Here is a 26,174-nt window from a genome sequence, read left to right as displayed (position 1 = left end):
GTATTAAAGAACAGCTATTATTAGCATTTAGATTATATCAACTCTCTAACATCGGTAATGACACCTGTTACGGCGGCAGCAGCAGCTGTTAAAGGTGACACGAGCATCGTACGGGCATTGGGGCCTTGACGGCCTTCAAAGTTTCTATTTGATGTGGAAACACAGTATTTACCTGCAGGAATCTTATCTTCATTCATTCCTAAACAAGCTGAACAGCCTGGCTCGCGTAATTGGAAACCTGCAGATTCAAAAATTTTATCTAAACCTTCTTCGATGGCTTGTTTTTCTACTTGTTTTGAACCCGGTACGATCCATACTTCTACTTGTTCTGCTTTTTGTTTTCCTTGTACAAAGGCAGCTACTTCACGTAAATCTTCTATACGGGAGTTGGTACAACTTCCGATAAACACATAGTCTACTGGTTTTCCTAAGATTGGAGCATCATCAGTAAAGCCCATGTAATTCAGTGCTTTTTGGTAAGATGGTTGTTCTGATTCTGGTTGTGCTTGTGTTGCAGGAACATTTTCGGTGATACCCATTCCCATTCCTGGATTGGTTCCATAAGTGATCATCGGTGCGATGTCTGCAGCATCAAATTCTAGAACCGCGTCAAATTGTGCATCATCATCAGAATATAGTGTTTTCCAATACGCTAATGCTGTATCCCACTCTTCTCCTTTTGGTGCAAATTCACGGCCTTTTACATAATCGAAAGTAGTCTGATCAGGAGCAATTAAGCCCCCACGAGCCCCCATTTCAATACTCATATTACAAATGGTCATTCTTGCTTCCATACTTAATGCACGGATTGCAGAACCAGCATATTCAATAAAATAGCCTGTACCACCTGCTGCAGAGATTTTTGCAATGATGTATAAGATAATATCTTTTGCTCCCACACCTTTTTGCAAATCACCATTTACTTCGATTTTCATCGTTTTTGGTTTTTGTTGCAATAAGCATTGTGTTGCAAAAACTTGTTCCACTTGAGAAGTACCTATTCCAAAAGCAATCGCACCAAATGCGCCATGTGTAGAGGTATGGCTATCTCCGCAGACCATTGTTTTACCAGGTAAGGTAATCCCTAATTCTGGACCAATAACATGCACAATACCTTGGTAGGGGTGACCTAGGCCATATAAATTGATACCAAATTCAGCACAGTTTTTAGTCAACATATCGACTTGGTAACGCGATAATTCCTCTTTTATGGGAAGGTGTTGATTTAGAGTGGGAACATTATGATCCGCTGTTGCGACAGTCTGGTTTGGACGAAATACCGGTAAGCCTCTTTTTCTTAAACCATCGAAAGCTTGCGGTGAAGTTACCTCATGAATAAGGTGTGTGTCTATATAAATAATATCTGGAAATCCTTCTTCACGTTTAACGACATGCGCATCCCAAATTTTTTCTACTAATGTTTTTGACATTTTCTTCTCTAATGTTAATTTTTTCAATTAAATTCCATTGTTTTAGGGATTTCCTAAAAACAATGGAATTTTGGTAGTCTAAATTACGAAAATTTAAACAGTTTTTATAGCTTTCATAGCAGTCATTGCTTGACGTAATTTACGACCTACAATTTCTACTTCATGATTACGTAAAATGTCATTGATCTCTACTAATTGTGCATTATCTACTGAACCGTCTTTACCTGCATTGTAGTTTTTTCCTACTAAATCAGTTTGTACAGTTTTCATGAAATCAGCTAATAAAGGTTTACAAGCTTGATCAAATAAGTAACAACCGTATTCAGCCGTATCAGAAATCACACGGTTCATTTCGAATAATTTTTTACGTGCAATCGTGTTCGCTATCAAAGGAGTTTCGTGTAATGACTCGTAGTAGGCAGATTCTGGTTTAATTCCAGCTTCAACCATAGTTTCGAAAGCCAATTCAACACCAGCTCTGATGAAAGCAACCATCAGCGTATAGTTGTCGAAATATTCTTGTTCTGCAATTTTTACATCACCAGCAGGTGTTTTTTCAAATGCTGTTTCACCTGTTTCGGCTCTCCATTTTAATAGATTAGCGTCACCATTAGCCCAGTCTGCCATCATCGTCTTGCTGAATTCGCCTGAGATGATATCATCTTGGTGTTTTTGGAATAAAGGACGCATGATATCTTTCAATTCTTCTGATAATTCAAAAGCTTTGATTTTAGCAGGATTGCTTAAACGATCCATCATACCACTTACGCCACCATGCTTTAACGCCTCAGTGATTACTTCTACACCATATTGTACTAATTTAGAAGCGTAACCTGCGTCGATTCCTTGTTCAACCATTTTATCGAAAGATAAAATAGAACCTGTTTGCAATAAACCACATAAGATGGTTTGCTCACCCATTAAATCAGATTTCACTTCAGCTACGAACGAAGATTTCAATACACCAGCTCTGTGACCACCTGTACCTACGCAATATGCTTTTGCTTCAGCCCAGCCTTTACCTTGAGGGTCATTTTCTGGGTGAACAGCGATTAGGGTAGGGACACCAAAACCACGAACGTATTCAGCACGTACTTCAGAACCTGGGCATTTAGGCGCTACCATGATTACCGTGATGTCTTTACGAATCTGCATTCCTTCTTCTACGATATTGAAACCGTGAGAATAGGATAATGTAGCTCCTTCTTTCATCAAAGGCATTACTGCATTGATAACAGATGTATGCTGTTTATCTGGAGTTAAGTTGATCACTAAATCTGCAGTAGGAATTAATTCTTCATAAGTTCCAACTGTAAAATTGTTATCTGTAGCATTTTTCCAAGAATCTCTTTTTTGCTCAATAGCTTCTTTACGTAATGCATAAGATACATCTAAACCACTATCTCTTAAATTTAGACCTTGGTTTAAACCTTGTGCGCCACAGCCTACGATTACGATTTTTTTACCTTTTAAAGCATCTATACCGTCAGCGAATTCACTGTTGTCCATAAAATCTGCTTGACCTAATTGATGTAATTGATCTCTAAGTGGTAGTGTGTTGAAATAATTTGCCATTGTTGTTGTTAATTTCTTTATTGATGGTTGTTGATTATTCTATTTAATGTTTTTGATCACTCTGCGTTGTGCTTGGGCATATCCCCAATGTAAATTGTCGTGCGAAAGTGTCGCTATTAATACTTCTTCGATGGTGTTCATCTCAGAACCGTATGTTGCCGTCGAATAGGGTGTAATGGTGTTGAATATACCTTTGTCATAATCACTTTGAATCTGTTCAATAGTTGATAATGCCAAGGTTTTAAATTCATACACTTCTTCCTGGGTTACAGTGCGTGTTGGTTTGGTATCTTTTTTATAATCTTCATTGTACTTTACTCCCGAAGTATCTGCTCGGATGCCTGTGCGAACATAGCTCAAAGTTTGCGTAGAAACAACGATATGTGAAAAATTCCAAAAGATATTATTATTGAATCCGTCAGGTATCTGATTTAATTCTTCTAAACTCAAATCATCTATTAAACGTAAAAATCCTTTACGGCTATTGATGATAAATTCAAATATATGCTGTGTCATTTTTGTGTTTTCTAAATCTCTTCGTTAAAAAAGATCTTATTGTTAAAGGGGTCATTTACCTCCACGCACCAAGTATTATAACCTGTCTTTTCTAACCCTGGCTTGTTGTATTTATACTGTTTATCGAGTAATGCTTTGTGATATGCTTTGATACCTGTGCAATTTACATGTATATGTGTACCCGGTGTTCCGTCGCCATGATGCTCGCTTAAATGTAAGCTCATTCCCGAAAATGAAACTTGCATATAGATAGGCGCATGTTTGTCAAATTGATGCTCCCAATCTATAGTGAAGCCCAACCAACCCACATAAAATTCTATCGCTTTGTTATAATCGAAGATTCTGAATATGGGAATGGTTTGGATACATTTCATTGTGATCAATCAAAGTTAGGAAGTACCGTTTTTACATGGTAAAAACACCATCTCCTTTTTCTAAGTATTCGTTTTCAACGACATCTTCAGAAGGTTCTCTTCGTTCAAATTCTTTTAATTTCGCATGAAATCCTGCGCTCTCTTTAATGATAGCTATACGTGCGCCACGTACAAATTCGATTAAGTTGTACTTGGTTAACTCTTCCGTTAACTTATCAATCTCTTCTCGGTGTCCAGCGGTTTCAAAGACCGTATAATCTTTACGGATCACCACTGCTGATGCGCCATATTGACGTAATAATCGCTCTACGTATACTTTTTCGGTAATGATATCTGTAGGAACTTTATATAACGCCTGTTCTTGCCAGATCACTTCATCATTGGTATTGTAGTATGCTTTGAGTACTTCTACCTGTTTTTCGATTTGACGACACAATTTGCGTACAACTTCTTCAACTTCCGTGATTAATATCGTGAAACGGTGAATGCCTTCGACTTCTGATGGCGAAGTGTTTAAGCTTTCGATATTGATTTTTCTTCTTGAGAATATTGTTGATATTCTACCGATCATGCCGATAGAATTTTCTGTATATATCGTGATTGTATATTCTTGTTTTTCCATTTTACTTCAATCTAATTTCTGAAACACTTGTTCCTTGGGCAACCATCGGGAATACATTGTTTTCTTTGCCAACCATTACTTCTAGGAGATAAGCTCCATCGTGATCTAACATTGTTTTTAACGCCGTTTTCAAATGATCTCTTTCTGAAACTTTTTGTCCGTCTATATAGTACGATTTTGCTAAAGCAACAAAATCTGGGCTGGTGATATTCACAAAAGAATAACGTCTATCATTAAAAAGTTGCTGCCATTGGCGTACCATCCCTAGAAATTGATTGTTCAGGATCAATATTTTCACTTTAGCACCAAATTGCATGATGGTTCCCAGCTCTTGTAGGGTCATCTGGAATCCACCGTCACCGATAATTGCAATAACATCGCGATGTGGAGCGCCATACCATGCTCCTATAGCTGCAGGAAGACCGAAACCCATGGTACCTAGACCACCTGAAGTAACATTGGATTTAGATTGATTGAATTTTGCATAACGACATGCTACCATTTGATGTTGACCCACATCTGTTGTGATGATGGCATCTCCACCAGTCAATTCGTTTAATAAATGGATAACTTCACCCATCGTTAGCACATCGCCTGTGGGATGGAGTTCATCTTGGATGACTTCTTTAATTTCTTCTTTTTCTAACGTTCTGAATTGCGCTAACCAATCTGTATGATCATTTTTAGTGATCAATTCGGTCAATTGTGGTAATGTTTCTTTACAATCCCCCCAAACAGCAACCGTTGTCTGTACATTTTTATCAATTTCAGCAGGGTCAATATCCAAATGGATCACCTTTGCTTGTTTTGCATATTTGTCAAGACGGCCCGTTACACGGTCATCGAAACGCATACCGATAGCAATTAAAACGTCACATTCGTTGGTCATGACATTTGGTGCGTAATTACCGTGCATACCCAACATACCCACATGTTGTGGATGATCAGTTTCAAGTGCGCTCAGTCCCATTACTGTTGCTGCGGCAGGAATACCAGATTTTTCTAAGAAATCTTTAAACTCTTGTTCAGCTCTCCCTAAGATTATACCCTGACCAAATAATATAAATGGTTTTTGAGCACTATTGATTAAAGCTGCAGCCTCCTGTACATACTCTTTTCTTACGATAGGAGATGGACGATAAGAGCGAATGTGCGTACACTTTTCGTAACCGAAATAATCGAATAATTCCATTTGTGCATTTTTGGTAATATCGATAAGTACCGGGCCTGGACGGCCAGTACTTGCGATATGAAATGCTTTTGCTAATGCAATAGGAATTTCTGAGGCCTCTGTCACTTGATAACTCCATTTAGTGACAGGAGCTGTAATATTAATAACGTCTGTTTCTTGAAAGGCATCTGTACCCAATAAACTTGCGAACACTTGTCCGGTGACACAGACGATAGGGTTACTATCGATCATAGCATCAGCTAAACCAGTAACCAAATTTGTTGCTCCAGGACCAGAAGTTGCAAATACAACACCGGTACGGCCAGAGGTTCTTGCATATCCCTGTGCAGCATGGATACCACCTTGCTCGTGACGGACCAAAATATGAGTCAATTTTTCATTGTAATCATATAATGCATCATAGATCGGCATGATTGCTCCTCCAGGATATCCAAATATAGTATCAACACCTTCACACAATAAGGCTTCTAATACCGCCTGCGAACCTGTTAATTGATTAATAGGTTGAGGTTGCTTTGTACATTCCTTACTTTCAGTTTTTTCCAGCGTACTCATTATTTTTAATTTATTCGATTTGTAATTCTTTTGTTTTTGTTGATTATTCGGTCTTTTGCTCTTATAGATCTGTTACACAGCCATCAGAAGCGTCGGAGACAGTTTTTGCGTATTTGTAAAGCACACCTTTCGTTACTTTTAGTGCGGGTTGTACCCATTTTGCACGTCTTGCAGCGATTATTGCTTCATCTACTTTTAAGTTTAGTGTGTTGTTGACGGAATCGATTTCAATGATATCTTCATCTTCTACCAATCCGATCAAGCCTCCTTTGTACGCTTCAGGGGTAATGTGTCCCACGACAAAACCATGCGTTCCTCCAGAGAATCTTCCATCGGTGATTAATGCAATTGATTTACCTAATCCTGCACCAATAATAGCCGCAGTCGGTTTTAACATTTCAGGCATTCCTGGAGCTCCAACAGGACCTTCATTTTTAATAACGACTACATCACCTTTTTTTACGCGACCAGAAGAAATACCAGCGATTAAATCATGCTCTCCGTCGAATACTCGAGCTGGACCTGAAAATTTTTCTCCCTCTTTTCCTGAAATTTTAGCAACGGATCCTTTTTCGGCTAAGTTTCCATACAAAATCTGTAAGTGACCGTTTGCTTTAATTGGGTCGGCTAATGTATGAATGATTTTCTGGTCGTAATCGATTACTGATTTAACATCAGCTAAATTCTCCGCCAACGTTTTACCTGTTACAGTTAAACATTCGCCGTGCAACAAACCTTCGTTCAATAAATATTTCAAAACAGCAGGGATACCACCGTACTGATGTAAATCTTGCATTAAGTATTTTCCAGATGGCTTAAAGTCTGCCAATACTGGTGTTTCATCAGACATGCGTTGGAAATCGTCTTGTGTGATGTCTACACCTACAGACTTACCGATGGCGATAAAGTGCAACACAGCATTGGTACTTCCTCCTAAGATAATGATTGCACGAATAGCATTTTCAAAGGCTTTACGAGTCATGATATCTGATGGTTTGATATCTTTTTCAAGTAAGATATGGATGTATTTACCTGCTTCTAAGCATTCCTCTTTTTTCTCTTTTGAAACCGCGGGATTAGATGATGAATAAGGCAAGCTCATTCCTAAAGCCTCGATAGCTGCAGCCATCGTATTTGCGGTATACATTCCACCACAGGCACCAGCACCAGGGCAGGTATTGCGGATTACACCATCGTAATCTTCATCGGAAATATTTCCGCATATTTTTTGTCCTAAAGCTTCAAACGCGGAAACGATATTTAAATCCTCGCCTTTATAATGTCCTGGTGCAATCGTTCCACCATAGACCATAATCGCTGGACGATCTAATCGGCCCATGGCGATAATAGCACCGGGCATATTCTTGTCACATCCTGGAATAGCTATCAAACCGTCGTAATATTGACCACCACAAATGGTTTCGATACTATCGGCAATAACATCTCTACTGACTAAAGAATAGCGCATACCGTCGGTACCGTTGCTCATACCATCGCTGACACCAATAGTACCGAATGTTAAACCAACCAAGTTGTTTGCCCAAACTCCTTTTTTAACGATTTGTGCTAAATCATTTAAATGCATGTTGCAGGTATTACCATCGTAGCCCATACTTGCGATGCCCACTTGTGCTTTCTCCATATCCGCATCTGTAAGACCGATACCATATAGCATCGCTTTTGCTGCAGGTTGTGTTTCGTCTTGTGTGAATATACGGCTGTATTTATTCAATATTTGTTCCTTATCAGATGATGACTTCATAGTTCTCGTTCTCTAATACTAAATTTTTATATCTTCTTTGAATCGAAGCACCTATTGTATGCTCCCAATCTTCTTTATATACAATATGATCGACTTGTTTTATTCCTATTATCTCCGCTGCTGTTCCTGATAGAAAAGCAGAATCTGCTTCATGAATTTCTTGAACAGTTAAGTGTTTTTCAATTAATTCAATTCCTAGTTTTTTACAAATAAGAATTACGTTTTTTCGCGTTATACCAGGGAAAATATTCTGGATAGGCGGGGTGTAGATTTTGAAATCTTTTTCTATGAACAAGTTTTCACTTGAAGCCTGTGCTACAAAACCGTCCTGATCTAATAATAGCGCTTCATCAAATCCATTTTGGATCGCTTTACTGCTCGCTAAAATGGAGTTGATATATTGTCCCGATATTTTGGATGAAGTTGGAAAGGCTTTTGAGCTTGGACGCAGAATATCTGAAATCTCTACCTTCAACAAATTTTGACCTAAATATGGTCCCCATTCCCATGCTGCCATCATGATTCGTGCTTCAGTTGCTGAAGTCAAATGCATGTTTGAACCAGAGAATACCAATGGGCGGATATATGCGGAGCGTAAATTGTTTATCGCTAATAATTCGTATGCACGGTCTATTAACTCACGATTGTCCCATGCATAAGGAATGTTGATCGCTTCACATGATTTTTGTAGACGTTCGAAATGTTCTAGTGCTTTGAAAATACGAGGTCCATTATGGGTGTTATATGCCCGTAGACCCTCAAACGCTCCATAGCCATAGTGTAATGCTTGCGTATACAAGTCGAGGCCTGTAGCAAAAGCTTTCACGTATGATCCGTCTAAGTAAATTAATGTGTTCTCGTCGTAATATTTCATAAACTTGGTATCTACCCCCGTTAGTAAAAATTAAAAAATAAACTGCTTTTGTTTCCCTGGGTAAATGTAATTTTTCGCGGTAGAATGTGCCGCTCAAATTATTTCTTTAAGTTACTCCGAATAAAAATAATTGGCAATAGGCTGACCTAACTTTTTTGATTTAGTATATAATTTGGTTATATTGTTTTTTACAAAATTATATTTTAATATATTCAATTATATTGATATTTTAAAATGAAGTAAGTAGACCGTATTTAAAATCGGTCTACTTGAGTTGAGGATGAGTTTTTCTGTTTTTATCGAAAATTCTTCTTAAAAAATGATAATGTGATGATTTTTTGTTTTTATGTGCCTGATTTTTTCTTCTTTTTAATTACATGATTGTGCTGCAATATTGTCCGAAAATTGAAGGTGAAATTTTAATTTTATTATTGCTTACAGTCTGTTATACTTATCGTTGTTATAAATCCTATTTCGACAGCATGCTGAAATTATGGATGGGTTGGTTTTATCAACATTTTGTGGATAACATTTGGTTTATTGAGAGTTTGACTTATAACTTTTGGGTAAGAGTATTAGCGTAGCCTATTATTATGGCTTTTATTTACTAAAGAGGATATATCTCTGAATAAGATTAGGGCTATTGGATACAGCTGTTGAAAACTTAAGCTATAAGGGAGATGGAAAATGGATGGCTCCTAGTTTACTTGTACTGGCTTTATTGATGGAGTTTTCTTTTTCAACATGTTCTATACATCTGTTGAAAAAAAGGCTGTAATTATGATTTGGGATATAGTGCTGTTAAATTTGGGAGCAGGTATTTCCTGAGTTAGGTGTTCTTATTAACATATTGTTAGTAAGCTCTGAAAAGCTTAAGAAGTACCGTATAATTGATACTCTGAGATAAGCTGATTTGGATATGTTATCAACATCGGGTATATGCTGTTGATAACTCGGAGGGTATCATCTGTATGGGGAGATGCTGACTTTGTAATTTATATCTTTTTTAGCTTTGTTCAAAATTGTACGATTTTTTGTGCTAAAAGAAAAGCCTCTTATTATTAATAAGAGGCTTTTACTATCATCAAAAGATGATTATGCTTCAATAATTCCTTCGGCTAAAATGGTAACGACATTATTTTTAGCTTCTACCACACCACCTTTGATGTTTAAGGTTTGCTCGTCTTTACCTTGCTGAATAATTACTTTTCCGTCTTCCAAAGTAGAAATGATTGCAGCGTGATCTTTCAAAATTTGAAAAGATCCTGAAGTACCTGGAACAGTTACTGCAGTTGCATCACCTTCAAATACTATTTTGTCTGGAGTGATAATAGATAATTTCATTTTATATAATAGTATTTAGTAGTTCGTATTAAGTACTTAGACTTTACACCGTATTTAGTATGACGTATTTAGACTTTTGCTATCGATTAGCATCTAAAACCCTCATATTAAGTTTTTGAGATCTAAATACTAGCTACTAAATACTAACAACTAATTTAAACTGCTTCAGCTAATAATTTCTTACCTTTTTCGATTGCTTCTTCGATGTTACCTACTAAGTTGAAAGCTGCTTCAGGATATTCATCAACTTCACCTTCAAGAATCATATTGAATCCTTTGATTGTATCTTTGATGTCTACTAATACACCTTTTAAACCTGTAAATTGCTCAGCAACGTGGAAAGGTTGAGATAAGAAACGTTGAACACGACGTGCGCGTTGTACTGTTAATTTATCTTCTTCAGATAATTCATCCATACCTAAGATTGCGATGATATCTTGTAACTCTTTATAACGTTGTAAGATTTCTTTAACACGTTGTGCTGTATCGTAGTGTTCGTTACCTAAAATTGCAGGACTTAAAATACGAGAAGTTGAATCTAATGGATCTACTGCAGGATAAATACCTAACTCAGCGATTTTACGAGATAATACTGTTGTTGCATCTAAGTGGGCGAAAGTTGTCGCTGGAGCAGGGTCAGTTAAATCATCGGCAGGTACATATACCGCTTGTACTGAAGTAATTGATCCATTCTTAGTAGATGTAATACGTTCTTGCATTAAACCCATCTCCGTTGCTAATGTTGGTTGGTAACCAACTGCTGAAGGCATACGACCTAATAGCGCGGATACTTCAGAACCTGCTTGTGTAAAACGGAAGATATTGTCAATAAAGAATAATACGTCCTTACCTTGTCCGTCACCTTCACCATCACGGAAATACTCAGCGATAGTTAAGCCAGATAAAGCAACACGAGCACGTGCACCTGGAGGCTCATTCATTTGACCGAATACGAAAGTACATTTTGATTCTTTCATTAATTCAGTATCAATAGCATCTAATGGCCATTGACCTTTCTCCATCTCTTCCATGAAGTGATCACCATATTTGATAATACCTGATTCCAACATCTCACGCAATAAGTCATTACCCTCACGTGTACGCTCACCAACACCAGCAAATACGGATAAACCACCGTGACCTTTTGCGATATTGTTGATTAATTCTTGGATTAATACAGTTTTACCTACACCGGCACCACCAAATAAACCAATTTTACCACCTTTAGAGTATGGCTCTAATAAATCGATTACTTTAATACCTGTGAAAAGTACTTCAGTTTCAGTCGATAAATCTTCAAATTTAGGTGGAACATTATGAATCGAACGACCATTAGTTTTATCTAAATTTTTGATTCCGTCAATGGCATCACCCACAACGTTGAATACACGACCTTTAATTTCTTCACCAATAGGCATCTTGATTTGAGCACCTGTGTCTACAACCTTCATTCCACGAACCAAACCTTCGGTTGCATCCATAGAAATTGTACGAACACGTTCCTCACCTAAGTGTTGTTGAACCTCTAAAACGACACGCTGACCATTTTCTCTTTCGATAATCAAGGCATCGTAAATTTTAGGTAGATTTTCATTGTCGGCGAAGTTGACGTCAACCACTGGGCCGATAATCTGCGCTATTTTACCAATATTGGGCATATTATAGGGACTAAATATTTATTAATCAATTTTATAAAGGCAATATTAACCGCCTCTTTTTGGTCAGCAAAAATAAGGTTATTGTCGCTGAAAAACAAATAGAAATTTCAATTAAATTCTTTTTTATTTAAAAATGTCAATTTGTTATTCATTCTAATTCTATTGGATCTTGTGAAAAAATAATTTAAAGCTAATATAATGGCTTCATGCTTCTTAATGGCCTTATTACTAGTTTTTTTCTTCCTGTTGGCGAAGATTAATAAAATTGAGGGATAGGGGAGAAGTAATCAGCAATTCTTATAAAAAAACATATAAATCCTATCATTTATAGCGCATAAAGCTTAGTATTTGAATTAATTTCACCGTTATTTGTGTGATTAGGCTTCCTGATTTACGTATAATTTAATAAAAGAGGGGCAACTACATGTTGTAATTGCCCCTCTTTTATTAAAAGGAAATCATTAAGATCTCTTATTTAGTTCATCCTGTAGCTGACGTTTCAGTGCTTGTTCTTTTTCAAGTGCTTTTTTACGGAATAGGGCTAACTCTTCTTGCGCCTGATCTGCAGTTTTTTGATATTCATCGGTATTCACTTTTGCTTTGCGAAAAGAGAATAAGAAAGTAACTGTACTGATCAGAAGTCCCGCAATGATTAACCAAACTATCGTATTGTAGGTTGATTTACTCGTGCTGATACCTAAGAAAGAAAAGCTATCTACTTTTTCTTGTTCTTGGGCTAGTTGATCTTGTAATATTTGGACACTATCCTGTAAGCCCTTTGTTGTGGAACCGTAGTTTGACGATGCTGATTTTAATGTGTTGATTTCTTTTTGAAGTTTGCTGACCGAATCAACTACATTTTTTTTGATGATATCAAGATTCGTTTTGCGTACCATCTTGTAATCATAGTTGTTTTTTGAAATGTAATTCAAATGGTCAAACTGATTTGCAAGAGTACCTTTACGTAGACCTTCTGCACTAAATTTATTTACATTCGTTGTTGCTCCTTGAGTGACTGGTGTTTGAGCTAAAGTGAAATGCTGTTGCGCACATAAAAGCGATACGGTTATAACTAGTGATTTTAAAATATGCATATATGAATAAACGTTACAAATTTTTTACAAAAATAATGATTGCTTCTAATATATACTAAAAAGTTAAGATTTTAGCTTTTAAAGTTGAAATTTATTTATAAAATGGATATTTCTCTGGGGTATATTAGGGAGAAATGAAGTCGTTTTCTACTTTTTTCACCCTATATCCTTCATTAAAAAAGCTTCATCGTGTGCGCTTTTATAATGAAGGTTTTTATAGGAGGTTAGTTTTTGGAAATCTTTAATTATCTATTGACCAACTTGGTAAATAGCGTAAGAAAGACATTATCTTTTCTTTGTAGATTTCGGTATTTATTTTGAAATAATAAGCTCCTTTTTTTGAATTCTCTTTATCTTTTTCTTTTAATTTGATAATTAATCCCGATGATAGGAGTTTTCTGCTAAAATTTCTTTTATCCAATTCCATATTATAGACTGCTTCGTATAGCGCAGCAATTTGTGGAATTGTGAATTTTTCGGGTAGTAATTCAAAAAGGATAGGATATAATGCGGCCTTCATCCTAAGTCTATTTTGCGCTGCACTGATCATCTGATTATGATCAAAGATTAAATCTGGATGATCTCGGAGTGGAAACCAATGCGCTTCATAAGCATCGTTTAATATATGTGTATATTGATTTTTATCAATTAAGGCAAAATAACTTATACTAACAACTCGATTGGTTTTTTCTCGATTAGGTTCGCCGAAGACATTACTCTGTTCCATATAAACATTCTCTAATCCAGTTAATTGTTTTAATACTCTGCTGGCGGCTCCTTCAGGGCTTTCATTGGTTTGCACAAAACCACCCATCAGACTCCATTTATTACGTTCTGGTTCAAAATCTCTTTTGATGAGTAGAACTTCTAATGATTCGCCTGTAAATCCGAATATTATACAATCCACTGCTAATAATATTCCTTGGTCATTTTTATAAAATTCCATCCATATAAATTTTTAAAACTAAAAATGTCATTTTTCAATTCTTGTAACTAATTCTAAATTATAATCTATTACAGCTTTATAAAAGCATCAGGTTTGCTATACACAGCATAATTTATTATAAATATCACATTTTAATCCTCTCATTTCAGTTGTATTTTCCTCTTTACAAACTGTTTGTCTTTACATCATTTTGTTAAATATGAAAAAAAAGTTTCATATTTAATAATTAAATGTTAATTTGACATTAATTATAAACCTGCGTACTGATATCGAAGTAATATACTTGATCGTATTCAATTATAAAATTATAAACCAAATTCAAAATATATCATGAATAAATCTTATGTCATCGGCGTAGATTATGGCAGTGATTCTGTTCGCTCGGTGTTAGTTGATGCTAGCAATGGGGATGAAATAGCTTCTTCAGTCTTTTATTATCCGCGATGGAAACAGGGGCATTTTTGTGACAGCACATTGAGTCAGTTTCGTCAACATCCTCTCGATTATATAGAAGGACTAGCCTATACAATAAAGGAATGTTTAAGTAAATCTGGAAATATTGATAGTTCTTCTGTAAAAGCGATATCAATCGATACGACTGGATCAACTCCAATTGCTGTCAATAAGGATGGTGTACCGCTAGCTTTGTTGGATGAGTTTACTGATAATCCAAATGCCATGTTTGTTTTGTGGAAAGATCATACTGCTGTTCGAGAAGCAAAAGAGATAAATGACCATGCGAAGGAAAGTGCTATTGATTATTTAAAGTATGTAGGTGGAATATATTCATCTGAGTGGTTTTGGGCAAAGCTCCTTCATGTATTAAGGGATGATAAAAAAGTAAGGGATGCCTTATACACTTGGGTAGAACATTGTGATTATATCCCTTTCTTGCTTACTGGAGGAGAAAAAGCTGATGAAATAAAACGGAGTGTTTGTTCGGCTGGACATAAATCATTATGGGCCGAAGAATTCGGAGGGCTTCCTCCCAACTCATTCTTCAATGCTATCGATCCTTTACTAGATGGAATTACTGAGCGATTGTTTACGGAAACCTATACGGCAGATCAGTCAGCCGGCTACCTTTCATCGGAGTGGGCTGCAAGATTGGGGCTTAGTACAGATGTTCAGGTTGGGATTGGTGCGTTTGATTGTCATATGGGTGCAGTGGGAGGTCAGATTGAACCTTATTATTTAAGTAAGGTTATGGGTACTTCTACCTGTGATATGCTTGTCGCTCCTCCTGAAGAGGTTCGTGACAAGTTGGTGAAAGGAATATGTGGACAGGTTGAAGGCTCGATAATACCGGGTATGATTGGTATGGAGGCTGGGCAGTCTGCTTTTGGTGATTCTTATGCATGGTTTAAACAGGTATTACTTTGGCCTACTCAAAATTTACTCAAGGAGGTGGTAGGCATATCTGATGTTGATCTAGACAGGATAAAAGCTTTATTAGCCGATAGGCTGCTTGAAAATTTGAGTTTGGAGGCTTCCAAAATTCCTGTGACTTTAATTTCGGAATTAGCGATTGATTGGTTCAATGGACGACGTACTCCTGATGCAGATCAAACATTAAAAGGAGCTATTCAAGGACTTGACCTAGGGTCTGATGCTCCTCGTATATTTCGAGCTATTGTAGAAGCTACGTGTTTCGGTGCTAAAAGTATTGTCGAGCGTTTTGAGGAACAGGGAATCCCTGTGAAGGGCTTGATTGGTCTGGGAGGAGTAGCAAAAAAATCTCCTTTTATTATGCAGATGATGGCGGATGTCATCAACATGCCCATTCGAATACATAAAAGCGAGCAGACTTGTGCTATTGGCGCGGCCATGTTCGCAGCTACGGTCGCAGGGATTTATACACGTGTAGAAGATGCAATGACTGCAATGGGCCAAGGTTTTGAGAAAACCTATTTTCCACAAGTAGAAATGGCAAATATTTATGCCGCCCGGTACAATCGTTACAAGAAATTGGGTGGGTTTATCGATACTAGATTATAACGTTTCTTATTCAACATTTTCTATTTAATTTTTAATATAACATGTACAGTTCAATTAAAGAAGAAGCTTATCACTGTAATATGCAACTACCAAAATTAGGTTTGGTGCTTTTTACCTTTGGAAATGTTTCTGTTTCGGATCGTGACAAAAGCGTATTCGCCATTAAACCTAGTGGCGTTCCTTATGAAGAATTATCACCAAATGATATGGTCATAGTGGATTTTGATGGTCGTATTGTTGAAGGAAACCTACGACCATCTTCTGATACGAAAACGCATGCGGTTCTTTATAAACATTGGGATGGAATCGGTGGTATTACCCATACACATTCGACCTATGCAACTGCTTGGGCACAAAGTCAACGTGATATTCCTATTTTTGGGACTACTCATGCGGATCATTTGACTACCGATATTCCTTGTGCTCCGCCAATGGAGGATGATAGAATAGCTGGAAATTATGAATATGAAACCGGTATTCAGATTTTAGACCATTTTAAGAACCATAATCTTGATTATAAAGAATTGGAAATGATGCTAGTAGGCAATCATGCTCCTTTTGCATGGGGGAAAACGGGACTAAAATCAGTGTACAATAGCGCAGTTCTAGAGCAAGTGGCAAAAATGGCTTTTCTCACAGAACAGATTAATCCTAGTGCTCCAAAACTTAAAGATGCATTAGTGAAAAAACACTATGAAAGAAAACATGGCCGTAATGCCTATTACGGACAGTAAAAAATAATATATAAAATCAATTGTAAATAGACTGAAAATATGAATATCAATTTAAAAGAGCTTGAGGTTTGGTTTGTTGTCGGTAGTCAAGATCTCTATGGCGAAGAGACACTTCGAAAAGTTGCAGTTCATGCTGAAGAAATTGCCCATTATTTATCTTCACATGAAGTAATCCCTGTACAAATTATTTATAAGCCAATCGTTAAGAATACGGATGAAATTTATGAAACTTTAGTTGCTGCGAATCAGGAAGAAAATTGTATTGGTATCATTACTTGGATGCATACTTTCTCGCCAGCAAAAATGTGGATCAGAGGATTAAAAGCTTTGCAAAAACCATTATTGCATTTGCATACACAATATAATAGAGACATTCCATGGAGCAGTATTGATATGGATTTTATGAATCTAAATCAAAGTGCTCATGGTGATCGTGAATTTGGACATATCGTGACCCGTTTAAATATCGGTAGAAAGGTTGTTACCGGGTATTGGCAGGACGAAGAGGTTTTGGAACGTATTAGTGTTTGGTCACGTGCTGCTGCTGGTTGGCACGATTGGCAGGGAGCTAAATATGCTCGATTTGGGGATAATATGCGGTATGTAGCTGTTACGGATGGAGATAAAGTAGAAGCTGAATCTCAATTTGGTTTTTCTGTAAACACCTATCCCATTGGTGACTTGGTAGAAGTCATCAATGCAAGTACTTCTGAAGAAATAGCGGCTTTATTGAACGTATATGAGGAAACTTATGATTTAGCCGATAATGTCAGAGTTGGAGCTGAATTCCATGATAATTTGATTGAAGCTGCCAAAATCGAGATTGGCTTACGTAAATTTTTGGAACGTGGAAATTTTAAAGGTTTTACGGATACTTTCGAAGATTTACATGGTATGGTACAGTTGCCTGGCCTATCGGTACAACGACTGATGGCAGAGGGTTATGGTTTTGCTGGTGAAGGAGATTGGAAAACTCCGGCTTTGGTTCGTGCTTGCAAGGTAATGGGAGCGGGGTTAACGGGAACAACAGCATTCATGGAAGATTATACCTATAATTTTGATCCCCAAAATGAAATGGTTTTAGGTTCTCATATGTTAGAAGTAGATCCAGCTTTAGCAGCTGATAAACCACGTATTGAGGTCCATCCATTAGGCATAGGTGGTAAAGCAGCTCCTGCACGGCTTGTTTTTAACGGTCTAAGCGGTTGTGCATTGAACGCTTCTTTGGTAGATATGGGCACACGCTTCCGTTTAATTGTTAATAAAGTGGAAGGTGTGGAAGTGAACGAACCTTTACCAAATCTTCCAGTAGCCCGTGTACTGTGGAAACCTCTTCCGGATATGAAAGTGGGTTGTAGTGCTTGGATTATTGCGGGAGGAGCGCACCATACAGCTTATAGTTTAAGTTTAACTCCTGAATATTTAGAAGATTTTGCTCGTATAGCAGGTGTTGAATTTGTGTGCATCGATGAAAAGACAACACTGAACAATCTTGAAAATCAATTAAAATGGAATGAATTGTATTATTTGTTGAAAAAATAATAAATTGAGCGTTCCTTTCAATAGCAATTTGAAGGGGACACTTTTCAACTAACCGATTTGGGAAATTATGGAAAAATTTGCAACGGTAGATTATCTTATTTTTATAATCTACTTTTTTGTCGTAGCTGGCTACGGCTACTGGATATATCGTAAAAAGACAAGTAACACAAGTAGTAGCAAAGATTATTTTTTAGCTGAGGGCTCTCTGACTTGGTGGGCTATTGGAGCTTCCCTCATTGCTTCCAACATCTCTGCAGAACAATTTATAGGCATGAGTGGAAATGGTTTTGAGGTGGGAATAGCTGTGGCCGCTTATGAACTTATTGCTGCGGTAGCCCTTATCATTGTCGCGGTCTGGTTTATTCCGGTGTATTTGAAGAATAAAATCTTTACAATGCCTCAGTTTTTGAATAATCGTTATAATGAGACAACGAGTTTAATTATGGCCATCTTTTGGTTGTTCCTTTATGTCTTTGTTAATCTGACATCCATATTATATCTCGGAGCTATCGCAATATCGAGTATGGCAGGTGGTGGAGATAGCTTTCATATGATCATGGTCGCATTAGCTGTATTTGCTGTTATCATTACACTGGGTGGTATGCGCGTCATTGGTTTTACAGATGTTATACAAGTGGTCGTGTTGATTATTGGTGGTGTGGCAACAACCTATGTTGCATTGACTATGGTCAGTGAACATTTTGGGCTTGGTCAGGATGTTTTAGCAGGGTTTAATAAACTTATGGAAGATTCACCCAATCACTTTAACTTAATCGTGGATAAACCAGGTCCCGGAGCCTCACAAGAAGATGTCAATAAGTATCTGATGTTACCCGGGATAGGAATGTATCTTGCGGGTATCTGGATCGTTAATCTAAATTATTGGGGCTGTAATCAATACATTACGCAACGTGCTTTGGGTGCGGATTTGAAAACTGCTCGTACGGGTATTCTTTTCGCAGGATTTCTTAAATTATTGATGCCGATTATCGTCATGCTTCCTGGAATAGCTGCTTATGTACTTTATAAAAATGGTGCATTGCAACAAGAGATGGCTCCTGGAGGAGTTTTTCATGCCGATAATGCTTATTCTGCTATTTTAGGGCATTTACCTAATGGGATGAAGGGCTTAGCCTTAGCGGCACTTACTGCTGCTATTGTTGCTGGTCTTGCAGGAAAAGCCAATAGTATAGCGACTATATTTACCTTGGATATTTTTAAAAAATATATCGATAAAGAGGCCAGTGAATCCAAAATGGTTTGGATTGGAAAGATTACTATTGTTGTTTCTATATTGATTGCAGTACTATTTACTTGGAGTGACACGTTAGGTATTGGTGGAGCGGGGGGATTTACATTTATTCAAAAATATACAGGATTTATCAGTCCAGGGGTATTCTCCATGTTTTTATTAGGTATGTTTTGGAAGCGTACTACAGGCTCTGCAGCAATTACGGGTCTAATTACGGGATTTGTTCTGTCCATCTTTTTTAATGAGTTTGCAACAAAAGTTTTTGGAAATGAAACCTGGATCTATACTGCATATCTCAATAAAAATGGTGTATATGAGATCCCTTTCCAAATTTGTATGGGATTGGCTTTTGCCTTTACTATGATTGCGATGATATCAGTCAGTTTGTTGGGACCTAAAATTAATCCAAAGGCCTTTGTACTCGATAAGACCATGTTTAAATTAGAACCTTCAGTTATAGCCATGATTGTATTGACTTTGCTTTTGGTAACAGTAGTATATGTACGATTTTGGTAGTTTTAAAACTAAACAGTTAATTTTAAATTAAATAAATATGTATAAGAAAGTTTATGGAATCCTCTTTGTCATGTCGGCACTCACGATGTCATGCCAATCTGGAAATAACAAGGAGGCTTCGAAAAGCACAGACACGACGCAATTGAATTCGTTTGATGGGACGATCGATGCAAAATCAGTTAAATTATATACCCTTCAAAATGGGAAATTGACGGTTACGTTAACCAATTATGGTGCTCGATTGGTGAGTATTGTTGTTCCAGATAAGGACGGACATCCTACAGATGTCATTTTGGGTTATGATTCGGCTGAGGAATATAAAAAGAATGCGAATAATTTTTATGGAGCAGTAGTGGGTAGATATGGTAATCGAATTGGAAAAGCCTCGTTTAATTTGGATGGTAAGACCTTTCTGTTAGAAAAAAATGATGGTGAAAACTCATTGCACGGTGGTACAAATGGAGTCTATAATAAGGTGTGGGATGTAGTTCGTAATACAGCAACATCCATTACTTTAGCTTATAGTTCACCAGATAAAGAAGCGGGTTATCCTGGGAATGTGAACATGGAAGTTACTTATTCTATAAAAGATGATGGGGGGCTAAATATAGACTATGAAGCGACAACTGATAAAGAAACCATTTTAAATTTAACCAACCATGCTTACTTTAATTTAAATGGTGCGGGTGACGCAACGATCTTGGATCACCAGCTTCAAATCAATGCTAACGCAATTACGGAAGTTGATGGCACACTTATTCCTACTGGAAAAAGCTTACCTGTAGCGGGTACTGCTTTTGATTTTACCAAACCACAATTGATAGGTGCAAAAATAGATGATAAAAACAATCAATTGGAAATAGGTAAGGGTTACGATCATAATTTTGAATTGAACAAATCTGCAGAATTTGAAAAAGTAGCTTCTTTGTATGCTCCAAAAACAGGTATTGCAATGGAAATCTATACAACTGAACCAGGATTACAATTCTATAGTGGCAATTTCATGACGGATCAAGATCCTAAAGGTAAAAATGGTCATACTTATGGTTTTAGGGCAGCTTTATGTTTAGAAACACAACATTTTCCAGATGCGCCTAATCATGCCAACTTTGCATCTACTGTGCTAAGTCCTGGACAAACGTATTCTTCAAAGACTGAATATCGTTTCTTAACAAGATAGGGCTGACTTGGCTATCTAGCAATCTGTCATTTTGAAAAATTGACAGATTGCTAGATTCTAAGCTTGTACTATCCCAGCAGATTGTTTGTGAATTTGAATTTTATTCCCAATTGAAAATTATGGATGGTTTTGAAAATTTCTTTTAAAGTTGCTTTTTCAATTTTAGTAAGACTATCGATTCGTATATAATTATCGGGATTAGATTTTGTTGTTATGATCTCATTCGCTTGATTTTTTAATCGCAGCGCCATTAAGTAATAATAAGATTGGTGCAATTCTTCGTATTGTGACTGGTTGAAGACTTCAAGTTCGACCAATCTCTTAAGTCTTTCGCCGGTGTTTTCTTCGTAAATTCTGTTTTTTAGTGCGTATACTCGGACTAGATCGACAATTGGAGTCATCGCTTTTTTTATGTTTAGAAATTCGGAAGCGCCAATGGTTTGTGTTTTAATCGCATTAAAAAATGTTAGTGGTGGTTCATATTGCAAAGCATTTTTCGCGATAAATGAAAAAAAGCGGTCATTTGGCTTTTGTAACTCCTCATTTAAAAATGACTTAAGTTGGTCTATAATTCCTTGGTCGCCATAAAGTCTTCTACAATCAAAAAATGTTGAAAATTTAATTGCATTTTCAGGTATGGTGTCTTCAATCCAACTTTTGTAATTGTTTTTCCAATGCGATAAAGAATGTGTCCACTCGGGATTACTAGCCATATATCCACCAGTGCAATAGACAAATCCAATTTTATTTAAGTCGTCGGAAACACGGCTCGCAAATTTAAGGAAATAGCTTCTAACCAGTTCACGGTGTTCATTGGCTTTATCTTCATAGATAATGGCGTTATCTTGGTCCGTTTTTAGTGTTTGTTCCTTTCTTCCCTCACTTCCAGTTACCATAAAGACGAACTTAGCGGGTGGCTTGCCCATTTCTTGGATAACTTTCTCGATCACCTTTATGGCAATGGTATCGGCTATTGTCGTTATGACTTGGTTTGTAATGGCAGCGTTTACTCCTCGACCTAACAATTGATTGATAATTTTAGGCACCTTATCCCATTTTTCCTGCAATTCAGTTAATGACTCTGCTAATTTTACAGATTGTATAAAAACTAAAGGAGATTGTCCTTGTTCACTCAACAGGCGGTTACGACTCAAAAAGCCAACATATTTCCCTTCTTTTTCAACTAAAAGATATTTTGTTTTTGTTCGAAACATCATCAATACTGCCTCATAGAGAAAAGCTTGGTTAGAGATACTGACGATGGGATTGTCCATGACAGAACCTATGGCCTGTGTAACGTTTATTTGTTTTCCAATAACATTATCACGAAGTGTCATATCTGTTGCGTAGCCAACAATATGATCTTTTTCTGTAATGAAAATGCAGCTCACCTTATTTTGGGACATCGTTTTTGCTACTTCATAAATAGGAGTATTGTAGGCTATAGAAACAATATCTTTATAAATGATATTGTCGATCTTACGTGAATAAAGCTGATCTGCGGCATAATAGCTTTCTTCAAATGACGCAGGTGATTTCACAAAATGAGAAAATTCTTCTTCAAGCATTTTACGTCCGAATGCATTGGTGAAGAAATGGAAGAACTCCTCATTGACATTGCAAAGTTCAATAAAATCTTTACGAGGTAACCGATATATGATGGTCCCTTTTTTGACCATGACGGATTTTAATGCTTTTTTACGATTTAAAAGCACTGAAATACCTCCAAAACAGTATGGGCTTTCATGTATTTCGATCGAACGTTTGTCCTCTACCGTATCGAGAAAAAATGTTTCATATTGCCCTTTATAAATAAGGTCAACTCCGTCAATATCAGTAATACCTTGTCTATAGATAAGTGCTTCTTTTGAGAATGTGAACCTCGTCATTAGGTCAACTAGACTTTTTTGTACAGATTCTGGTAGAACATGAAAAGGTGCCGTAGTTTTTAATAGCGCTAAAATAATATCTGGATTATTCATAGAAACGGAATTAAGGTTGAAGTAAATTTACAAATCGTACTTGTTGATTTTCAATATCTTCTGTGGAAAGTTGATTTCTGTTAACCATTTCAAAATAACACTTTGCAGTTATTTCTGCATCCTTTTCAGCATTATGTAGATCTTTAGGTATTTCTGTAAATAGGGTTTCATGAAGGTGGGATAGATTCATATGGACCATATTGGGATTTCTTACATACATTTTACTATGCCATAGTGTACAAAAATAGATGAGCTGTTCAAAAGGTATATTTAATTTTGATCTAACAAATTCAGCTGCGATAACTTGCAAGTCGAATGCTAAAAAATGACCAACGATCAACGGCTGATATTTTTTTAAATCATGCGCTAATTTCCGTAGAACATTTTTTTTGTTCTCCCCATGTTCTCTTAAAAATTGTGGTGTTAGTCCATGAATTTGTTCGGATTCTCGACTTATAAAAATAAAGGGTTCGTAAATGTACTTGTTTGTCCGTTTGACTTCATTGAAATCTGCATCAAAAATAATCCATGCTACTTGAAGTGCATGTGGCCAATTTTGTATATCACTATACTTTTTGTCCCATTTTTTTGGAAGTCCTGATGTTTCTGTGTCAAGGAATAATATATAATTTTTCAAAGAATTGCTCGTATTTTCGTTACTAAAATTAGTGATTATTGAATAAATTATCATCATCTAATCAGCAAATATGTTGATATCTGGCGCTTTATTGATTGTTTTTGTGTTAAATGTGAATAAGGTTGGTTTGCAAATGAGTATCTAATCAATTGGATACAGCTCATAATTGATAAGCTATAATGTGGGAATGACGGGTTTTATCCTATGGTATACGATAAAGCATTTATCTTCACCAGGTGTTTGCAATACGGCATTATGTCCGGTTCCGTAAATACCTAGTTCTGGATTTTTAGTTAAAATTAGGTTATTATCAGGTATCTGAATGGAGCCGGTTGGTGAGGTTGACGCTCCATATCGTACACGATAGTCTTCGCTTTTGGTGTCATCTTCAGACCAAAGAGAGTAATAGATGTTTTTTCTATAGAAAACATAGATTCCTTCGCGAAAGGTGCTATCTGGAGTAATTACTTTTATGCTTTCTTTGTTGATGCCCAGCATATCATCATTTAACTCTGCAACAGCAGTGTATCCATTCCCCCAGTAGAGGTGGTGTTTTCCAGTCTTCGGGTCTCTAGAAACATCAGGATCTATCTCTTGTCCATGTGTCATGTTGAATGGTTGCTCCTCTTTAATATCGTTTCCTAAAAAGTTGGCAAATATATAGGCGACGTGATCTTTTTCTGCAGGGGTGTTGTCTTGAGCAGGTGCGCATAAATAACATAAGAATAAGGTTATGGACAAAATTTGTTTTCTCATTTTTTTAGTAAATATTAGTTAGATAAATAACTTGTTATTCCTTTTGTTCGTAAATATGAATGTGTTATTGGGTGAAATCACTTGGTTTAAATTGATTTCTTTTTTAAAGATAGATACTATTTTTCAAATAAATGTAAAAGAAACATTTATTTGAAACTTTCTGTGCTAATGCAACTTAAACAAAAGAGTTATAGAAATGGATCCAGGCTAAATACAAGCTGAAAACAGATTAGAAAAAATTAAATTCGTGAAATGTCTCCATTTTACACCTTGAATAAGCCCCAATTGCACACTTGATATATCCAATTTGATTAGCTTTGGCTTAACCAATTTTAGATCTGACCAACTTTGATAATGTTATTATTTAGAGAAAGTAAGCGGAAATAAAAGAACAATTTCTAAAATATTGAAAGCAGATTTCCACTTATAACTGCATCGATCTGTATTTGGATGCTAAGCTGTTATGTATAACAGTGCATAACAGTGCATAACAGTTTAGATGTGGAAATCATTTAATTTAGTTCATGTAAAATACCTAAAAAGATAAGTATGAATGCTATTTTCGGAGTAATATTCCATTTCATCGGCGGTTTTGCGTCAGGAAGTTTTTATGTTCCTTATAAGAAAGTGAAAGGATGGTCTTGGGAGTCCATGTGGATCTTAGGCGGTCTTTTTTCTTGGATTATTGTCCCACCAATTGCTGCATGGTTAACTATTCCTAATTTTTCAGAGATTATCATGCATGCTCATGCTGGTACTTTATCCTATACTTTTTTATTCGGGATGTTATGGGGTATAGGTGGGCTTACTTATGGTCTTGGGGTACGTTATCTTGGTGTTTCGTTGGGTAGCAGTATTATTTTAGGTTTAAGTATGGTATTTGGGTCATTGATGCCCAGTATTTATTATTTTTTTAATAAAACGACAGGAAAGCACGGAATAGATTACTTCTTTACTACTCAATCTGGCATTTGCATATTAATAGGTTTGTTGATATGTGTCTTAGGGGTGTGTCTTTGTGGCAAGGCAGGTGTGTCAAAAGAAAAAAGTTTATCAACACTGTCTGGTGATGCAAAGTCTGATTATAACTTCACGCTTGGCATTGTAGTGGCACTGGTTTCCGGAGTACTTAGTGCTTGTTTCAATTTTGGCATTGAGGCAGGAAAACCGCTTGCTGATGTGGCAAATTCCGTGTGGAAGAGTAGTAATCCTAACGATGGAGAGTTTCTATATCAGAATAACGTTACTTACATCATTATCCTGTGGGGGGGCTTTACTACAAACTTTATTTGGTGTATCTATCTTTTATTTAAAAATAAAACCTTTTCAGATTATACTAAATCCGATGCTCCCAAAGCTAAGAATTTACTTTTATGTGCCCTGGCTGGTACGACTTGGTATTTACAATTCTTTTTTTACGGAATGGGAGAGAGTCGTTTAGGTAACGGTGCCAGTTCGTGGATTCTTCATATGGCGTTTATCATCTTGATTTCAAATGCTTGGGGAGTTGTATTAAAAGAATGGAAAGGGGTGAACCAAACTGCTTATCGTTCCATAATAGGTGGAATAGTGCTCATCATAATTTCTATTTGCGTCGTAGGATTTGCAAGAACTTTAGAAAATTAATTTAATATA

Annotated in this window: 21 protein-coding genes; 6 read left to right on the top strand and 15 right to left on the bottom strand. The window is 36.6% G+C overall.

All coding sequences use genetic code 11. From position 1 onward, the window contains the following. Positions 1-32: 32 nt before the first annotated feature. The 12 genes from leuC to KO02_RS19520 form a co-directional block, all read right to left on the bottom strand. Positions 33-1,430, bottom strand: a complete 1,398-nt coding sequence (leuC, locus tag KO02_RS19580) for a 3-isopropylmalate dehydratase large subunit (protein WP_038701039.1) — start codon at positions 1,428-1,430, stop codon at positions 33-35. Positions 1,431-1,523: 93 nt separating this feature from the next. After that, positions 1,524-3,005 carry a ketol-acid reductoisomerase gene (ilvC, locus tag KO02_RS19575; RefSeq protein WP_038701037.1) on the bottom strand — a complete coding sequence of 494 codons (1,482 nt, stop codon included), beginning with the start codon at positions 3,003-3,005 and terminating at the stop codon, positions 1,524-1,526. Positions 3,006-3,044: 39 nt separating this feature from the next. After that, positions 3,045-3,521 (bottom strand): DinB family protein, encoded by a 477-nt coding sequence (locus KO02_RS19570; protein ID WP_038701035.1) that lies wholly within the window; start codon positions 3,519-3,521, stop codon positions 3,045-3,047. A gap of 11 nt (positions 3,522-3,532) precedes the next feature. Next, the gene (locus KO02_RS19565; protein ID WP_038701033.1) at positions 3,533-3,895 is read right to left on the bottom strand and encodes a glyoxalase superfamily protein; all 363 of its coding nucleotides are present in this window, start codon (positions 3,893-3,895) and stop codon (positions 3,533-3,535) included. A 31-nt stretch (positions 3,896-3,926) separates the two neighbouring features. Continuing rightward, a complete protein-coding gene (ilvN, locus tag KO02_RS19560; RefSeq protein WP_038701031.1) occupies positions 3,927-4,517 on the bottom strand; it encodes an acetolactate synthase small subunit in 591 nt (196 codons plus the stop codon). Between the two features lies 1 nt (position 4,518). Beyond that, on the bottom strand, positions 4,519-6,264 hold the full coding sequence (ilvB, locus tag KO02_RS19555) for a biosynthetic-type acetolactate synthase large subunit (RefSeq protein WP_038701029.1): 1,746 nt from the start codon (positions 6,262-6,264) through the stop codon (positions 4,519-4,521). A gap of 61 nt (positions 6,265-6,325) precedes the next feature. Beyond that, positions 6,326-8,026: a dihydroxy-acid dehydratase gene (gene ilvD, locus KO02_RS19550; RefSeq protein WP_038701027.1), complete on the bottom strand. Its 1,701-nt coding sequence runs from the start codon at positions 8,024-8,026 to the stop codon at positions 6,326-6,328. After that, positions 8,010-8,900 carry a branched-chain-amino-acid transaminase gene (gene ilvE, locus KO02_RS19545; RefSeq protein WP_038701025.1) on the bottom strand — a complete coding sequence of 297 codons (891 nt, stop codon included), beginning with the start codon at positions 8,898-8,900 and terminating at the stop codon, positions 8,010-8,012. Before ilvE ends, ilvD begins: the two co-directional genes overlap by 17 nt. A 1,095-nt stretch (positions 8,901-9,995) precedes the next feature. Beyond that, a complete protein-coding gene (atpC, locus tag KO02_RS19535; RefSeq protein WP_038701021.1) occupies positions 9,996-10,244 on the bottom strand; it encodes an ATP synthase F1 subunit epsilon in 249 nt (82 codons plus the stop codon). Positions 10,245-10,399: 155 nt separating this feature from the next. Further along, positions 10,400-11,902, bottom strand: a complete 1,503-nt coding sequence (gene atpD, locus KO02_RS19530) for a F0F1 ATP synthase subunit beta (RefSeq protein ID WP_038701019.1) — start codon at positions 11,900-11,902, stop codon at positions 10,400-10,402. A 461-nt stretch (positions 11,903-12,363) separates the two neighbouring features. Continuing rightward, positions 12,364-12,996 (bottom strand): hypothetical protein, encoded by a 633-nt coding sequence (locus tag KO02_RS19525; protein ID WP_038701017.1) that lies wholly within the window; start codon positions 12,994-12,996, stop codon positions 12,364-12,366. 241 nt (positions 12,997-13,237) lie between these two features. Beyond that, the gene (locus tag KO02_RS19520; protein ID WP_038701015.1) at positions 13,238-13,942 is read right to left on the bottom strand and encodes an NUDIX hydrolase; all 705 of its coding nucleotides are present in this window, start codon (positions 13,940-13,942) and stop codon (positions 13,238-13,240) included. 330 nt (positions 13,943-14,272) lie between these two features. Here KO02_RS19520 and KO02_RS19515 point away from each other — a divergent pair, with 330 nt between their 5' ends. From KO02_RS19515 to KO02_RS19495, 5 genes are all read left to right on the top strand, one after another. Next, positions 14,273-15,940 carry a ribulokinase gene (locus KO02_RS19515; protein WP_081918435.1) on the top strand — a complete coding sequence of 556 codons (1,668 nt, stop codon included), beginning with the start codon at positions 14,273-14,275 and terminating at the stop codon, positions 15,938-15,940. A gap of 41 nt (positions 15,941-15,981) precedes the next feature. Continuing rightward, positions 15,982-16,674 (top strand): L-ribulose-5-phosphate 4-epimerase, encoded by a 693-nt coding sequence (locus tag KO02_RS19510; RefSeq protein ID WP_038701011.1) that lies wholly within the window; start codon positions 15,982-15,984, stop codon positions 16,672-16,674. A gap of 39 nt (positions 16,675-16,713) precedes the next feature. After that, positions 16,714-18,216 (top strand): L-arabinose isomerase, encoded by a 1,503-nt coding sequence (gene araA, locus KO02_RS19505; RefSeq protein WP_038701009.1) that lies wholly within the window; start codon positions 16,714-16,716, stop codon positions 18,214-18,216. 67 nt (positions 18,217-18,283) lie between these two features. Continuing rightward, positions 18,284-19,984: a sodium:solute symporter family transporter gene (locus KO02_RS19500; protein WP_038701007.1), complete on the top strand. Its 1,701-nt coding sequence runs from the start codon at positions 18,284-18,286 to the stop codon at positions 19,982-19,984. Between the two features lie 37 nt (positions 19,985-20,021). After that, entirely contained in the window at positions 20,022-21,164 is a 1,143-nt protein-coding gene (locus tag KO02_RS19495; protein WP_038701005.1) for an aldose epimerase family protein, read from the top strand. 68 nt (positions 21,165-21,232) lie between these two features. On the opposite strand, the gene KO02_RS19490 is transcribed toward KO02_RS19495, so the two are convergent. The 3 genes from KO02_RS19490 to KO02_RS19480 form a co-directional block, all read right to left on the bottom strand. After that, a complete protein-coding gene (locus KO02_RS19490) occupies positions 21,233-23,146 on the bottom strand; it encodes a DUF294 nucleotidyltransferase-like domain-containing protein (RefSeq protein WP_038701003.1) in 1,914 nt (637 codons plus the stop codon). A gap of 10 nt (positions 23,147-23,156) precedes the next feature. Continuing rightward, positions 23,157-23,783: a 3'-5' exonuclease gene (locus tag KO02_RS19485; protein WP_038703027.1), complete on the bottom strand. Its 627-nt coding sequence runs from the start codon at positions 23,781-23,783 to the stop codon at positions 23,157-23,159. A gap of 174 nt (positions 23,784-23,957) precedes the next feature. Next, complete coding sequence (locus KO02_RS19480) at positions 23,958-24,539, bottom strand: family 43 glycosylhydrolase (RefSeq protein WP_038701001.1); 582 nt, start codon at positions 24,537-24,539, stop codon at positions 23,958-23,960. 549 nt (positions 24,540-25,088) lie between these two features. Between KO02_RS19480 and rhaT the strand changes: the two genes are divergently transcribed. Continuing rightward, positions 25,089-26,165 (top strand): L-rhamnose/proton symporter RhaT, encoded by a 1,077-nt coding sequence (gene rhaT, locus KO02_RS19475; RefSeq protein ID WP_038700999.1) that lies wholly within the window; start codon positions 25,089-25,091, stop codon positions 26,163-26,165. Positions 26,166-26,174 lie beyond the last annotated feature (9 nt).

The organism is Sphingobacterium sp. ML3W, assembly GCF_000747525.1.
In the GTDB taxonomy this organism is placed as follows: domain Bacteria; phylum Bacteroidota; class Bacteroidia; order Sphingobacteriales; family Sphingobacteriaceae; genus Sphingobacterium.
Note: the sequence above shows the minus strand (reverse complement) of the source record. Positions and strands in the feature narration are given on the sequence as shown.

What these genes read in the sequence shown, in the direction of transcription:
- leuC (WP_038701039.1), bottom strand. Translation starts at nt 1,430, where the DNA reads ATGTCAAAAACATTAGTAGAAAAAATTTGGGATGCGCATGTCGTTAAA.
- ilvC (WP_038701037.1), bottom strand. Translation starts at nt 3,005, where the DNA reads ATGGCAAATTATTTCAACACACTACCACTTAGAGATCAATTACATCAA.
- KO02_RS19570 (WP_038701035.1), bottom strand. Translation starts at nt 3,521, where the DNA reads ATGACACAGCATATATTTGAATTTATCATCAATAGCCGTAAAGGATTT.
- KO02_RS19565 (WP_038701033.1), bottom strand. Translation starts at nt 3,895, where the DNA reads ATGAAATGTATCCAAACCATTCCCATATTCAGAATCTTCGATTATAAC.
- ilvN (WP_038701031.1), bottom strand. Translation starts at nt 4,517, where the DNA reads ATGGAAAAACAAGAATATACAATCACGATATATACAGAAAATTCTATC.
- ilvB (WP_038701029.1), bottom strand. Translation starts at nt 6,264, where the DNA reads ATGAGTACGCTGGAAAAAACTGAAAGTAAGGAATGTACAAAGCAACCT.
- ilvD (WP_038701027.1), bottom strand. Translation starts at nt 8,026, where the DNA reads ATGAAGTCATCATCTGATAAGGAACAAATATTGAATAAATACAGCCGT.
- ilvE (WP_038701025.1), bottom strand. Translation starts at nt 8,900, where the DNA reads ATGAAATATTACGACGAGAACACATTAATTTACTTAGACGGATCATAC.
- atpC (WP_038701021.1), bottom strand. Translation starts at nt 10,244, where the DNA reads ATGAAATTATCTATTATCACTCCAGACAAAATAGTATTTGAAGGTGAT.
- atpD (WP_038701019.1), bottom strand. Translation starts at nt 11,902, where the DNA reads ATGCCCAATATTGGTAAAATAGCGCAGATTATCGGCCCAGTGGTTGAC.
- KO02_RS19525 (WP_038701017.1), bottom strand. Translation starts at nt 12,996, where the DNA reads ATGCATATTTTAAAATCACTAGTTATAACCGTATCGCTTTTATGTGCG.
- KO02_RS19520 (WP_038701015.1), bottom strand. Translation starts at nt 13,942, where the DNA reads ATGGAATTTTATAAAAATGACCAAGGAATATTATTAGCAGTGGATTGT.
- KO02_RS19515 (WP_081918435.1), top strand. Translation starts at nt 14,273, where the DNA reads ATGAATAAATCTTATGTCATCGGCGTAGATTATGGCAGTGATTCTGTT.
- KO02_RS19510 (WP_038701011.1), top strand. Translation starts at nt 15,982, where the DNA reads ATGTACAGTTCAATTAAAGAAGAAGCTTATCACTGTAATATGCAACTA.
- araA (WP_038701009.1), top strand. Translation starts at nt 16,714, where the DNA reads ATGAATATCAATTTAAAAGAGCTTGAGGTTTGGTTTGTTGTCGGTAGT.
- KO02_RS19500 (WP_038701007.1), top strand. Translation starts at nt 18,284, where the DNA reads ATGGAAAAATTTGCAACGGTAGATTATCTTATTTTTATAATCTACTTT.
- KO02_RS19495 (WP_038701005.1), top strand. Translation starts at nt 20,022, where the DNA reads ATGTATAAGAAAGTTTATGGAATCCTCTTTGTCATGTCGGCACTCACG.
- KO02_RS19490 (WP_038701003.1), bottom strand. Translation starts at nt 23,146, where the DNA reads ATGAATAATCCAGATATTATTTTAGCGCTATTAAAAACTACGGCACCT.
- KO02_RS19480 (WP_038701001.1), bottom strand. Translation starts at nt 24,539, where the DNA reads ATGAGAAAACAAATTTTGTCCATAACCTTATTCTTATGTTATTTATGC.
- rhaT (WP_038700999.1), top strand. Translation starts at nt 25,089, where the DNA reads ATGAATGCTATTTTCGGAGTAATATTCCATTTCATCGGCGGTTTTGCG.